Annotated in this window: 14 protein-coding genes and 3 tRNA genes; 6 read left to right on the forward strand and 11 right to left on the reverse strand. The window is 52.0% G+C overall.

The window, feature by feature from the left end:
- Positions 1-78 precede the first annotated feature (78 nt).
- From ED901_RS00905 to ED901_RS00935, 7 genes are all read right to left on the reverse strand, one after another.
- On the reverse strand, positions 79-864 hold the full coding sequence (locus ED901_RS00905; protein WP_122094256.1) for a TatD family hydrolase: 786 nt from the start codon (positions 862-864) through the stop codon (positions 79-81).
- Positions 861-2,072, reverse strand: coding sequence for a patatin family protein (locus ED901_RS00910; RefSeq protein WP_238485212.1), 1,212 nt, complete (start codon positions 2,070-2,072; stop codon positions 861-863). The genes ED901_RS00905 and ED901_RS00910 overlap by 4 nt, the downstream gene beginning before the upstream one ends.
- Before the next feature lie 270 nt (positions 2,073-2,342).
- Entirely contained in the window at positions 2,343-2,504 is a 162-nt protein-coding gene (locus ED901_RS00915; RefSeq protein WP_101075078.1) for a DUF1328 domain-containing protein, read from the reverse strand.
- 346 nt (positions 2,505-2,850) lie between these two features.
- Positions 2,851-3,441 (reverse strand): molecular chaperone OsmY, encoded by a 591-nt coding sequence (gene osmY, locus ED901_RS00920; RefSeq protein ID WP_056776654.1) that lies wholly within the window; start codon positions 3,439-3,441, stop codon positions 2,851-2,853.
- A 432-nt stretch (positions 3,442-3,873) separates the two neighbouring features.
- Positions 3,874-5,463, reverse strand: coding sequence for a peptide chain release factor 3 (prfC, locus tag ED901_RS00925; RefSeq protein ID WP_056776651.1), 1,590 nt, complete (start codon positions 5,461-5,463; stop codon positions 3,874-3,876).
- A 146-nt stretch (positions 5,464-5,609) separates the two neighbouring features.
- Positions 5,610-6,053, reverse strand: a complete 444-nt coding sequence (gene rimI / locus ED901_RS00930; protein ID WP_122094260.1) for a ribosomal protein S18-alanine N-acetyltransferase — start codon at positions 6,051-6,053, stop codon at positions 5,610-5,612.
- Entirely contained in the window at positions 6,022-6,435 is a 414-nt protein-coding gene (locus tag ED901_RS00935) for a DNA polymerase III subunit psi (RefSeq protein WP_122094262.1), read from the reverse strand. Before ED901_RS00935 ends, rimI begins: the two co-directional genes overlap by 32 nt.
- 139 nt (positions 6,436-6,574) lie before the next feature.
- Here ED901_RS00935 and rsmC point away from each other — a divergent pair, with 139 nt between their 5' ends.
- Positions 6,575-7,621, forward strand: a complete 1,047-nt coding sequence (rsmC, locus tag ED901_RS00940) for a 16S rRNA (guanine(1207)-N(2))-methyltransferase RsmC (RefSeq protein WP_056776643.1) — start codon at positions 6,575-6,577, stop codon at positions 7,619-7,621.
- 4 nt (positions 7,622-7,625) lie between these two features.
- Here rsmC and ED901_RS00945 read toward each other — a convergent pair whose 3' ends face one another.
- Complete coding sequence (locus ED901_RS00945) at positions 7,626-8,618, reverse strand: aldo/keto reductase (protein WP_122094264.1); 993 nt, start codon at positions 8,616-8,618, stop codon at positions 7,626-7,628.
- Positions 8,619-8,759: 141 nt separating this feature from the next.
- On the opposite strand from ED901_RS00945, the gene ED901_RS00950 reads away from it, so the two are divergent.
- The 4 genes from ED901_RS00950 to ED901_RS00965 all read left to right on the forward strand — a co-directional run bounded on the left by ED901_RS00950 (position 8,760) and on the right by ED901_RS00965 (position 10,228).
- The gene (locus ED901_RS00950) at positions 8,760-9,647 is read left to right on the forward strand and encodes a LysR family transcriptional regulator (RefSeq protein WP_122094266.1); all 888 of its coding nucleotides are present in this window, start codon (positions 8,760-8,762) and stop codon (positions 9,645-9,647) included.
- Between the two features lie 245 nt (positions 9,648-9,892).
- Positions 9,893-9,978, forward strand: a tRNA-Leu gene (locus ED901_RS00955).
- Positions 9,979-10,014: 36 nt separating this feature from the next.
- Positions 10,015-10,100: transfer RNA gene (locus tag ED901_RS00960), tRNA-Leu, on the forward strand.
- A gap of 41 nt (positions 10,101-10,141) precedes the next feature.
- Positions 10,142-10,228 (forward strand) — tRNA-Leu (locus ED901_RS00965).
- Here ED901_RS00965 and ED901_RS25545 read toward each other — a convergent pair.
- Together ED901_RS25545 and ED901_RS00970 are read right to left on the reverse strand one after the other, a co-directional pair.
- Positions 10,191-10,325: a hypothetical protein gene (locus ED901_RS25545; protein WP_256370236.1), complete on the reverse strand. Its 135-nt coding sequence runs from the start codon at positions 10,323-10,325 to the stop codon at positions 10,191-10,193. The two genes, ED901_RS00965 and ED901_RS25545, sit on opposite strands and share 38 nt — an antisense overlap.
- Before the next feature lie 36 nt (positions 10,326-10,361).
- Complete coding sequence (locus ED901_RS00970) at positions 10,362-10,643, reverse strand: DUF1435 domain-containing protein (protein ID WP_056777204.1); 282 nt, start codon at positions 10,641-10,643, stop codon at positions 10,362-10,364.
- A 275-nt stretch (positions 10,644-10,918) separates the two neighbouring features.
- Here ED901_RS00970 and ED901_RS00975 point away from each other — a divergent pair, with 275 nt between their 5' ends.
- Positions 10,919-12,013, forward strand: a complete 1,095-nt coding sequence (locus tag ED901_RS00975) for a diguanylate cyclase (protein ID WP_122094268.1) — start codon at positions 10,919-10,921, stop codon at positions 12,011-12,013.
- 380 nt (positions 12,014-12,393) lie between these two features.
- On the opposite strand, the gene rhaR is transcribed toward ED901_RS00975, so the two are convergent.
- Complete coding sequence (rhaR, locus tag ED901_RS00980) at positions 12,394-13,275, reverse strand: HTH-type transcriptional activator RhaR (protein ID WP_122094598.1); 882 nt, start codon at positions 13,273-13,275, stop codon at positions 12,394-12,396.
- Positions 13,276-13,331: the final 56 nt, after the last annotated feature.

A 13,331-nucleotide genomic window follows, 5' to 3' on the forward strand; every position in this document is an offset into this window, starting at 1 on the left:
ACATCACGATCGGCATGTTAATAGGGAATTTGACGAGAAATTAATGTTATTTAAATCACAAAACGATGAACGTGAACATCAGTCAGAAGGAAGATTAAACACCCGGCGGGTATTCGCAAGCAGCGCGGCGGCGATATCTTCGGGGCGTTCCGGGCGTAACTCACACAGCACATCAAACACTGCGGCGGCGCGTTCCGGGCGATTTGGCTGGCCCTGAAAACCCTGCAACGGCATATCCGGCGCATCCGTTTCCAGCAACAATGAGGAAAGTGGTAACTGCGCCATCACCTGACGGGTTTTCTGCGCACGCGCATAGCTGATGGTACCGCCAACGCCAATGGCGAAACCCAGTCTGATAAACGCCTGCGCCTGAGAAAGGCTGCCTGCAAAACCATGTACCACACCGGTCGCCGGAAGTTTTGCCTGCCGCAACATGGCCGCCAGCTGATCGTGACTGCGCCGTGAATGCAGGATCACCGGCAGCGACTCACGCTTTGCCAGGGCGAACTGCGCCTTCAGCAAACGCTGTTGTTGCTCAAACATCGGCGTTTCCATAAACAGATCCAGCCCGATTTCCCCGACGGCCACCACGCGCGGATCGCGCTGGCTGAGCAGGGTATCCAGCAACGCCAGATCGTCGTCTGTATGCTGCGCGATATACAGAGGATGCAGACCGAGCGCGGCATAAAGCTGAGGGAATTTTTTTGCCAGCGAGAGAATACCGTGGAAACGATCGGCGGTAACGGCGGGCACGATGATGTCCCGCACGCCACTCTGTTGTGCCAGATGCAGGCTTTCAGCCTCAGCACCGCTGAACGGCGGGAAATCGAAATGGCAGTGCGTATCAACGAAGTGAACACTCACAGCTTGTCGCCTTCACTGGCAGGATAAATGTCCGCTGACCGCATCTCAGACGGGACGCTTTGCGGGCGGATTTCTGCCGGCGTACTGTCCTGAAAAGCCGCCGGACGCACGACGCCACCATCGGCCACCATATCGGTGAGCACAGCGGGATCAAGCACGATTTGTTCGACCGTGCTGACGGCCGCCGCCAGCGGCGTCACGTTTTCTGGCTCATTCTCCGGCACCACCACGCGCTGAGGCCGTGTCGCCCGCGGAATAATCTGCGGATAAGGCCGCTCATTTTCACGCGGCAACAGCCAGTGTGCGGCTGCCGACAGGAAATACCGGCCACAGCGACGCCCGAGATGATAATCCTGATTGAGAGCAGGTAAACGGCTGCCGAGCGCGTGGCTGGCCAGCGGTTTCGGCGGGAAGATTTCGAAAATCCGCACGTCGCCCGGTGGGTTTTCAATGAACTGCTGAATACGGTGATAGCTGTTTTCGTGATGCTGCATCATGCGCACCAGTTGTTGCAGGCTGCTTTCGCTCAGCCATTGCTCCATACGCTTCATCCATTGCGGCGTGTAGAACATCGCCGAAGGCACCGTGCGGATCACCACGATGGTATCTGCCCCACGACGGTAAGCTTCTTCCACCGGAATAGCGTCGCTGATGCCGCCGTCCTGATAGCTGATGCCGTCCAGATCCACGCCCATACGATAAAAACCGGGTATGGCGCTGGAGGCTTTGATCACCGGTAACCAGTTCTCACGCGTCGGTGAAAAATAACTGGCCGTGTAATCGTCGCTGCGGCAGGCGCACATCAGAAATTCGCGGCCATCGATCAGCAGCTTTTCCGCACTTTCCATCGCCAGCGGCATGTTTTTTGCGGTTTCATCGACCAGCCAGTCGAGATCGATAAGATGCCCGCCGCGCACAAAGCGCAGCGGATTGAAGAAGTCAGGGCTGGTGGTGTAGCGGGTAATGACTCTTCTGGCGTAACCCGGTTGTCCGCACACGAAGGCGGAAAGGTTTTGCGCGCCGGCAGAGGTTCCGAGGTACAAATCGAAGGGATTGAAATTCGCCCGCTGAAATTCATCCAGCACACCGGCGGTAAAAATGCCTCTCTGCCCTCCCCCCTCGCACACCAGGGCTATCTTGCCCGGCCGGTAGGGTTTATATGCCAGCGGTTCTATATTCCCCAGCGTGACAGGTATTCTGTATCCCAACGCATTATCCTCACACAATTAGCCTTTACGGGCAGGCTTCATTTCTGAGCATACCTCGTCTTATCAGTTTCGGTGAGTTTCTTACCAGGATGTGAGGATAAAATCGTTACTTACTGTTAACGGATCACATAAATCAGAAGGGTCATAACATAAAAAACATCGCCCCCTTTTCTGAAAACACTGCGGTCAGGCAATGTGTTCAGATAAGAGGGCGATGCGGTGTCTTACGAGGGACTTCTGTTAACGTTATGATTTCATAACGTTATATTGTCAGAGTCGTTTACGACCGGTAAACAAGCTGATCAGGAACAGAATGATACCCACTACGAATACGATTTTTGCAGCCCAGGCAGCTGTACCAGCCAAACCACCAAAACCCAGTGCTGCTGCGATCAACGCGATGATCAGAAAAATAATGCCCCAACGAAACATAAGCTTCTCCTTACCCTATATATTCACTTTGCCAGTTTAAAAAGGTGACACTCCTACTTCCGGTCTGAAGTCTCGGTGTAACATTTGTCTTGGTGACACTTTATTAGCCGGCAAATACCGGAGATAAAAATCATCACTTACCTAATAAAGATAGTCGGAAAAATGGAAGTGTTAGCAAAAACTAACGCTTATTTTTCAAATAAATGTTCACATCGCTATTGCGTAAGCCTTCAGTGCCGGACAATGGGCAGGAGGTACGGTATATCATTATATGTTATTCAAATCCGGCGCCCTGCCCGTGAGCGGACGCCGTTTACTGCTTCATACGACACACGTTTCGCGAAAATTATGGTGCAACTTTCAGGTCGTTTTTAACGCTTTTCACGCCATCAACGGTTTTCGCAACGCTTTCAGCACGGTCAGACTGTGCCTGGTCTTTTACTGAACCGGAAAGCTGAACAACGCCTTCGGTGGTTTCTACTTTGACGTTACGTGAAGGAACGATGTCGTCTGCCAGCAGTTTGGCTTTTACTGAAGCCGTGGTAGCAGAGTCACCGGCGTAACCTTTCACGCTTTGTTCGCTTTTGTCTTTAGTGTGCAATTTGTCGCTGACAGATTTCACGCCTTCAACTTTGGTGGCTGCGGCAACAGCTTGTTCAGCTTCTGACTGGGAAGCCACAAAGCCGCTCAGCGTAACCACACCAGAATTGGTGGTAACAGAGATGTCGGTGCTTTTGATGGCTTTATCATCCACCAGTGCACTTTTCACTTTTGCTGTGATGGCGCTATCGCCCATGTAGTTATCAACTTTCTTCATGGAGCTATCGATTTTTGCACCTGCGCTATCAGTGGTGCTTGCAGCCAGTGCGCTACCGCTCATCAGTGCGGTACCCAGAACAACGGCCATCATTGAATAGGCAAATTTAGAATTTTTCATCGATTTATTCCTTTCAGTTTATGAGCCCTAAGCCTGGACCCGGTACGCCACATTTTTGGTGACGCCTTCTAACAAATTGTATTGCTGCTGTATTTACTTCCTTTGTAGCAGAGTACGTCGTTTTATTCGGGCTTTTCATCGCCTTTCGATATAACACTCTGCTTCGTCACTTTTAAGCAGTGCTTTACGCCACTGTTTCGTGAACACACATTTAATATAGTCAAGAATGTCCAAAAGAGTAGAGCGATCGCCAATTACGGGGCCGAATGCAGACAAGTCTTAAGATTTCGAAGAAATTATGGGCGAATTCAGGGTGGGAAGATGAAAAAATACACAAACGGGAATGAAAGGAAATGTGACGCTCAGCCAAAAAAGGGCAAAAAAAAGACGGCGCAATGGCCGTCTTCAGGTTGTAAACCACGCAATCAGGAATTAATGCTCGCGGGTTTTGCGGAATTTCACTTCAGGATATCGCTCAGAAGCCAGATTCAGGTTAACCATAGTAGGCGCAATATAAGCTAAGTTATCACCGCCATCGAGCGCCAGGTTGGTTTCGTTCTTACGCTTGAATTCTTCGAATTTCTTCACGTCGTCACATTCGACCCAGCGGGCGGTGCTCACGTTGACCGATTCATAAATCGCTTCCACGTTGTATTCGCTTTTCAGGCGCGCCACGACCACTTCAAACTGCAGAACACCTACCGCACCGACGATCAAATCGTTATTGGCAATAGGGCGGAAGACCTGAACAGCGCCTTCTTCTGACAGCTGAACCAGCCCTTTAAGCAGCTGTTTCTGTTTCAGCGGATCACGCAGGCGGATACGGCGGAACATTTCAGGGGCAAAGTTAGGAATGCCGGTGAACTTCATGTTCTCACCCTGAGTAAAGGTGTCGCCTATCTGAATGGTGCCGTGGTTGTGCAGCCCGATGATGTCACCCGGGTAGGCCTCTTCCACATGCGAACGGTCACCGGCCATGAAGGTCAACGCATCGGAGATCACCACGTCTTTGCCAGTACGCACCTGCCGCAGTTTCATGCCTTTTTCGTACCGCCCGGAAACCACACGCATAAACGCCACGCGGTCGCGGTGTTTAGGATCCATATTGGCCTGAATTTTAAACACGAAACCGGTGAATTTTTCATCGTCGGCTTTCACTTCACGCACGTCGGTATTACGTGGCATTGGCGCAGGCGCCCAGTCCACCAGACCGTCAAGCATGTGGTCAACGCCGAAGTTACCCAGCGCGGTACCGAAGAATACCGGCGTCAGTTCACCGGTCAGAAACGCTTCGTGATCGAATTCATGCGATGCGCCCTGCACCAGCTCCAGCTCTTCACGCAATTGCTTCGCCAGTTCTTCACCGACGGCGGCGTCCAGCTCTGGGTTATTCAACCCTTTGACCGTGCGGACTTCCTGAATGGTGTGACCTTTACCGGTCTGGTACAGATAGACTTCATCTTTGTAGAGGTGGTAAACGCCCTTGAACAATTTACCGCAGCCAATCGGCCAGGTAATCGGTGAACAGGCGATTTTCAGCTCACGTTCCACTTCGTCCATGACTTCCATCGGATCACGGATATCACGATCGAGTTTGTTCATGAAGGTCAGGATCGGCGTATCACGCAGACGGGTAACTTCCATCAGCTTACGGGTACGATCCTCGACGCCTTTTGCGGCGTCGATCACCATCAGACAGCAGTCGACGGCGGTCAGGGTACGGTAAGTATCTTCGGAGAAGTCTTCGTGCCCCGGGGTGTCGAGCAGGTTAACCAGACACTCTTTATACGGAAACTGCATCACGGACGTGGTGATGGAGATACCACGTTGTTTTTCCATTTCCATCCAGTCGGATTTGGCGTGATTGTTCGAGCCACGGCCTTTTACCGTACCTGCTGTCTGAATCGCGTTTCCGAATAACAGAACTTTTTCAGTAATGGTGGTTTTACCGGCATCGGGGTGAGAGATGATGGCAAATGTGCGGCGCTTAGCCACTTCAAGGGCGTATTCACTTGGAGACATGTTTTTCACGTTTCTGCGGTTGGTCCGCCCTGCATAGGATTTCACATCACGTCAGAAGGAGACGTCAGGCAAAGCGGTAATAAAAGTTATAGCCGGCTATTTTCACTGATTTAGTCGGGATGGGCAATCAATGGTTTTTTTGTGCTCTATCCCAGCGGCAGCGCCATCATAATGGCATCTTCGCGCCCCTGGGCGGCAGGATAGTAGTTGCGGCGAATAGAGAGTTCGTTAAAGCCAAGGCTTTCATACAGCGCAATGGCTTTGGCGTTAGAAGCACGCACTTCCAGCCAGAGGGTGAAAACGTCTTTCTGCTCAAGCTGTTGTATGACCTCTTCCAGCAACGTGCGGCCTAAGCCCTGGCGCTGAAAAGCCGGATCGATGGCGATGTTGAACAGCGTCGCTTCGTCGAGGACGATTTGAGTGATGGCGAAACCGGCCATCACTTCACCCTGCATGATTTTAAGGTTCAGATAGCGCTCGCCCTGATTGCTGGCAAGCGTATTTTCAGTCCACGGAAAAGCATGGCTGGCCTGTTCGATCTGGAATGCGCGGGGAAGATCAGCGGGCGTCAGGATAGAAATCGGGTTCATTTTCACAAATCTGCTGCCACAGCGCGCGTTTGGCGCCGGCATCTTGATAAAGCTCGGCCAGAGCCGGGCTGGATAACTGCGTACCGGAGAGCGGCAGAGGTTCGTTTACCCCCAGTCGCCAGACGTTGCAGCGGGTATCTTCAGGTAACATCGTCACCTGTTCCGGCGTCAGGCGGTAAACCTGCTGTCCGGTCAGCGCCAGGCTGCGCAGAACATCGCACACCAGCGGATCATCTTCAGCCGGCGGAACGTCTGCGACAATCAGTAATTGGGTGTCTGCAGGCAGGCTGACGGCGACTTCGCCCTGTAAAACCGCAGGCCGACGCAGCGTCCACTGGGTGATCCCCAGTTGTTGTAACAACGTATCTCTTCTGGATGCCATGCCTGATCCCTGCCCGTTGAAGTGCGAAAAGCCCGGCTATGCTAGCAAACACACGGAACATGCGCCAATAAAGCTCGATTACTCAATCAGGGACGAAGAGTATATAATCGCGGGCCAAACCCTGAGGAGCCTTATCCTGATGTCTGCATTAACTCCGGCCAGTGAAGTCATACTGCGCCATAGCGAAGAATTTGAAGGCCGCCGCGTCCTGTTCGCCGGCGACTTACAAGACAGCCTGCCTGCTGAAATTGACGCCGAAGAAGTCCGCGTCCACACCAATATGTATCACCACGGGCAGATGCTCAGCAAAGCGCTGGGCGACAACGTACAGTTCGGTTTACTCGCCGACGCAGATCTTATCGCCCCTTGCGATGTGCTGATTTATTACTGGCCTAAGAGCAAACTCGAAGCCAAATTCCAGCTGTTTAATCTGCTGTCGCAGATGCCGGTTGGCATCGACGTGTTTGTCATCGGCGAAAACCGCAGCGGCGTGCGCAGCGCGGAAACCACGCTGGAAGGACTGTGTGAACTGAGCAAAATCGACAGCGCCCGCCGCTGTGGTTTGTATCATGGCCGTCTGGAAAAACAGCCTGAATTTGATGCTGACGGCTGGTGGGATGAATACATGGTCGAAGAAGTGACCATCAAAACCCTGCCGGGCGTATTCAGCCGTGAAGGTCTGGACAGCGGAAGCCTGCTGTTGATCAACACGTTTGAAGAGCCGGTGAAAGGCAAAGTTCTGGATATCGCCTGCGGTTCAGGCGTTCTGGCCTCTGTTCTGGCGACTTACTCGCCGAAGATGAAAATCACGCTCAGCGATGTGAGCGCAGCCGCTATCGAAGCCAGCCGCGCCACGCTTGCCGCCAACGGACTGGACGGCGAAGTGATTGCCAGCAACGTCTATTCAGACATTGATGGCCGTTTCGATATGATCATTTCCAATCCGCCGTTCCATGAAGGGCTGCAAACCAGCCTGCATGCGTCTGAGCAGCTGATCCGTGGCGCAATCAGCCATCTGAATATCGGCGGCGAACTGCGCATTGTGGCTAACGCCTTCCTGCCTTATGCCGCGCTGCTTGATGATGCTTTCGGCAGCCATGAAGTGCTGGCCCAAAACGGCCGCTTCAAAGTGTATAAAGCCGTTCGTGGCCGTGCGCCGCGCGATTCGAAAAAGAAAAGACGTTAATCAGTCAGACACTGAGGATGCGCATCATTTCTGCGTTGTAGCGTTCGCCTGCTGCGGCGCGGAAAGGAAATACTGCTTCGATCGCCGCGATTTCGGCTTCACTCAGGGAGACATCAAGCGCGGCGATGTTTTCCTCAAGATAATGACGATGTTTGGTGCCAGGGATCGGCACCATGTTGTCGCCACGCGACAATACCCAGGCCAGCGCCAGCTGCGACGGTTTTACCCCTTTTTCCTGCGCCAGCTCAGCAATTCTCTCCGCCAGTTGCAGATTCTTCGCGAAGTTCTCCCCCTGAAAACGCGGGCTGTCGCGACGGTAATCGTCTGCATCCAGATCGTCAATAGAACGGATTTGACCGGTCAGAAAACCTCGCCCCAGCGGGCTGTACGGCACAAATCCAATACCCAGCCGTTCACACGCTGGTAAAATATCTGCCTCCACATCCCGCGACCACAGCGAATACTCCGTTTGCAGCGCCGTGATCGGATGAACGCTGTGCGCACGTTCCAGAATGCTCACCGACGCTTCGCTCAGGCCGATATAACGGATCTTGCCCTCACGCACCAGATCCGCCAGCGCGCCTATCGTCTCTTCTACCGGCACGGCAGGATCGGGGCGGTGCTGATAATAGAGATCGATAACATCGGTTCCCAGACGTTTCAGGCTGCCTTCCACGGATTGACGCACGTAGTCGGGATGGCCGTTTGTGCCGCGCGCCTGCGGATTGGAAGCATCACGCACAATGCCGAATTTGGTGGCCAGAAAGACGTTCTCGCGACGGCCTTTCAGAAAGCGGCCGAGCAACTCCTCGTTGGTATGCGGCCCGTACATATCGGCGGTATCTAACAGGGTCACGCCGAGTTCGAGCGCCCGTTCAAGCGTTGCCAGCGACGCTTTTTCGTCCTGACCGGTGGTGTAAAAATCGCTCATACCCATGCAACCTAAACCGAGCGCGGAGACCAGCGGGCCATTTTTTCCAAGCTGACGTTGTTTCATCTGACTTTCCTTCTGACATGAATGGGGGAGTGACGAAATGAAGTGTGGTTGTTGTGCCGGAAAAGATAAATCCGCGTAAACGTGCAACACTGTTCAGAATTCACGAACAATAGAAAGCCACCAGCCATCGCCGGGAGTGATATGGATCAGATTCAGGCTATGAAAATTTTCATCCGTATTGCAGAGCTGGAAAGTTTCAGCCGCGCGGCGGAAGACCTCGACATCCCCCGCGCCACCGTCAGCACCACGCTCAAACGGCTGGAGCAGCGGCTCGGCGTCCGGCTGTTTTTACGCACCACCCGTCAGGTGAAAATTACCGACGAAGGGAAAATTTATTATCAGCGCTGCCTGCATTTACTGGCCGCTCTGGAAGAAACCGATACGTTATTCGCCCATCACAAAAATCAGCCCTCGGGCATTGTGCGCATCGATATGCCGCACTCGCTGGCACGCGAACGGGTGATCCCGGCGCTGAGTGAATTTTATCAACGGTATCCACAGATCAACCTGATCCTCAGCGCTAACGATAATGCCATCAATCTGCTGGATCAGGGCGTGGACTGCGTTCTGCGCGCCTGGCCGTCGGAAGATGACAATCTGCAATCGCGTCATCTCACCGATCTGGTGCAACTGACCTGCGCTTCACCGGCCTATCTCGCGTTACGCGGCACACCTCAGACGCTGGCCGATCTGCAATCACATCAGGCGGTTGGCTATTTTTTTGCCCATCAGCGGGCAGAAACGCATCTCGAGTTCAGGGTTGGCGGCAATACCGAAAAAATTATGCTCCCCGCCACCCTGACCGTCAGCGGTGCCGATGCCTACGTGGCGGCGGCAAAAGCAGGGTTTGGACTGATTCAGGCTTCGAAACTGGCCATTGCACAGGAACTGGCGCAGGGAACGCTGATTGAGGTGCTGCCGGAGTACCCGCCACCGCCGATGCCGCTGTACATAATGTACCCGCCCGGACGCTTTCTGGCACCGAGGATCCGCGCGCTGCTGGACTGGCTTATCTCACTGTTTTCATAGCCTGGGCGGCATTCAGTTCACAGGCCGTTATCCTCAGGTATTGCTGAATAAAACATCAATTAACCTGACGATAATGTTACCTCTTCATCTATTCACTGCGGATATGCTGTTTTTTACATCAAACGTCCACAATGGGGGAAATAACTGTTGACGGCTGTGGGAAAATCTCTAGAATTCGCCCCCGTGGTTGTGTTACTTGCTGATGACATTCTGATGAATGCGTCACCACAGTAATCAATTGGAACGCGATGGTGGCGGAATTGGTAGACGCGCTAGCTTCAGGTGTTAGTGTCCTTTGGATGTGAGGGTTCGAGTCCCTCCCTTCGCACCAATACAATCACAAGATTTATATTGCACGGCACGGTACGCGATGGTGGCGGAATTGGTAGACGCGCTAGCTTCAGGTGTTAGTGTCCTTCGGATGTGAGGGTTCGAGTCCCTCCCTTCGCACCAAACCGGTGATATAAATCAAGCAGTAAGCAGAATTCATCTGTGCGAAGGTGGCGGAATTGGTAGACGCGCTAGCTTCAGGTGTTAGTGTTCTTACGGACGTGAGGGTTCAAGTCCCTCTCTTCGCACCACATGATTCTGTTCTCCGGTTTTTCCTTCCTGCATTAACTCTCTCGCTTTTAAAAAATAAAAAATCCCTGCGGCTTTACTGTGTTTCCTGCTTTTCATCTCTTTTCGTTCCTTTTTTATAACAATCACTTATGACTATAGACTAAAATTCAGCGTCACCGCGGCCAGACCACCCGCCAGTGCCATAAATGAGGGTAACAACATGTAATGGCGCAATGTCCGGTGAAAAAGCATCACCAGCGTAACCAGCATCGCGACCACGACCAGTACGCGGAGCTGATCGAGCGTCATATGTGCCATCGCCAGCAACGGCATCAGTGCACAAGGCAATAAAACGCCCCAGCCGCTGGTCAGACGTTTACCCAGCACCCACACAACCGCCCAGATCCCACATGCCATGACAATCGCCGCTATCATAACCCTGCTCCAAACAATGATAATGAGAACCAATATCATATAGGATTTTTTCTCATTTACCATCTATTTGCTGCGCACGCCCCTGGCGAGGTGACACCTGCGTACAAAAGTGCTAGTTTTAACGCCTTAAAAATACGCATGAAAAATATATTCATAGAAATCTAATAATTACGCATTAAAACCATTGGCCTGCCTGTAAGGATTTTATTAACGGCATTGGGCGATAAGATTCTTTATCTATTCAGACAACAAACACAATAAATAGAGTGAATTTGATGATATCTCATTCCTATGATGAGTTGCTAAAAAGCAAACATCGACTGGTTATGTTGCTATTCTTTTTTTTAAATAGTGCTACTGCGCTATTTTCTATGGTTGATCCGCCGGATAATGCGGTTTCCACTCCTTTCCCGCTGGTTCTGATCTTTGTACTCTGCTGTGCAGGTTTAGTATTTTCTTTTTTCACAAAGAAAAATTACTCTGCCCATTTGAATATGTGCTCTGTCATTATCGGATTACTGTGGGCGTGGTTAATTGCTTTGCGGTTTGAAGAAGTCGGGCATTTAGATAAAAACTACCTTCTGGTGAGTTTACTCAGTATTTTCTTTATCAGCGCCATTGCGCTGTCTGATAATTTTCTCGCTTTTTGCCTCCACGCGGTACCTTCCACTCTGTGCGTGGTCTTTTTAGATGATTTTCAGCACATCGGCCGCATCATGTTTTCCGTCTCCCTGCCGCTGATTGGGTTGTGGCTGCACCATCTGATGCTGCGGCGCAGCGATGAGTTTACCCGCCGGATGCTGTCAAACCTGTACAGCGAAAGGGAAAAATTCAGCGATCTCAGTATGCTTGATCCACTGACCGGCCTGTACAACCGCCGCGGGTTACAGAATAAGCTGGAGGGCCTGCTGAGTCAGGCCTCGGGTCATTATGTGATGCTGCTCGATATCGATCACTTTAAAGCTTACAACGACAATTACGGCCACAGCATGGGCGATCAGGCGCTGGTCAGGGTCTCCGCAGCCATTCGCGACGCCGTGCGTTCGCGCGATGTGGTCGTCCGCTACGGCGGGGAAGAGTTTCTCGTGCTGATGTCTAACGTTAAACAGGAACACGCCATCCGCATGGCCGAGCGGATCCAAAATAAAGTGCTGGGTCTGAATATTCCGCATCTGTTTAACGCCGAGGTGTCCACGCATGTCACGGTGAGCGCAGGGCTGGCCGCGCTGGAAGAGGGAGATTTTAATAATGCTCTCAGTCAGGCTGATGTCTCGCTGTATAACGCCAAAAACAGTGGCCGCAATAAAATACTTTATGCCTGGGAAGTAACTGAAGAGCAGCAGACGTTGAGTGAAGAGAAAATGGCCTGAAAGTAACATTAATAACAATACGCTTATTGTTATTAATGTTATCCCTTTGATTGTCTGCCCACTCAAATTTATCACCTTTGGGCAGGCATTCATCTTTAATGCATAACCATTCATATCCGCAGCAGATAAAAGAGGACCATTGAAAAGTAAATCATCGCTTTATTCTAATTAATGTCTGGAGAGAGGTGATTTTCATTTCAGTTCGTATTGTTCCATGACTCAGAATGCTTTTCAGAGTTTCAGAAAAAAATGAAACATAAAGATAATCCTATAGCACGATACACCTGCCAAACCTCTGCTGATCATCCCGCCATTAAACCCTGAACGCCTCACCGGCACGCCATCCTAATTTATTGTTTTAACATGCTTATCACCTGCCCTCAGAGGCGGTTTACCTCGGCGTATTCCCCTTCTGGCGATTTGACTGCATGGCCGGTAAAGCGTTGCCGGTAATCACGCGGCGAAACGCCACAGGCGCGGTTAAACACCACCGAAAAGTAATTACTGTCATCAAAGCCGCATTCCGCAGCCACATCGCTTATCGCCATGTTGCCATAACGCAGCAAACTCATCGCCCGGCAAATCCGCAACTGGCGCAGGTAATGGGTCACACTCATGCCGGTATGCTGCTTGAACAAAGCGCGCAGAGCGCGGGGATTGAGCTGATGCTGACGGCAAAACGTTTCCAGATGGAAAGGGGCTGAAATACCTGCCCGCAGCGCCATCAGCAATAAATCCAGCTGATGGGCATCAGGCAGCACGCCACTGTCGGGCTGATGACGAAAACGCAGCAGCAACAGCGCCAGCTGCATAAGCAAAGCCTCACTGAGTTGCACCGACAGCGCCTCAGATTTCATGCACTCTTTCGCCAGCTCATCGACTTTATCGCGCAGCACCGACATGCCCAGCGTACTCAGCCGCCAGTAACGCTGTTCCTGACTGACACTTTCGCCGGGCAACAGGTGCGCCCAGTCGGCCGCCAGCCCGAAACGCTCGCGGCAATACAACACGTTATCCAGGGCCAGCATATTGACGGATTCATAGCTGTGTCGGTCTTTGGCGTTGATATAAAACAGATCGCCGCAGGTGATGGGATAAGGGATATCGTTCCAGATGTGGACACCATTGCCGCGCCAGACAATCACCAGCTCGTCAAAATCGTGGTCGTGACTGGGAAAATCCGCCTGAGGATGGCGCTCTGCCACCACGACGGAATTCATTCCGGTCAGAAAGAAATCATTTTTATTCAGTTTCAGCGACATAGCAGCAATCTCAACCCGTTTGACCACAAAATAAACGAGGCGGCTCAGGCAGATAA

The organism is Rahnella sp. Larv3_ips (assembly GCF_003697865.1).
Classification (GTDB): domain Bacteria; phylum Pseudomonadota; class Gammaproteobacteria; order Enterobacterales; family Enterobacteriaceae; genus Rahnella; species Rahnella rivi.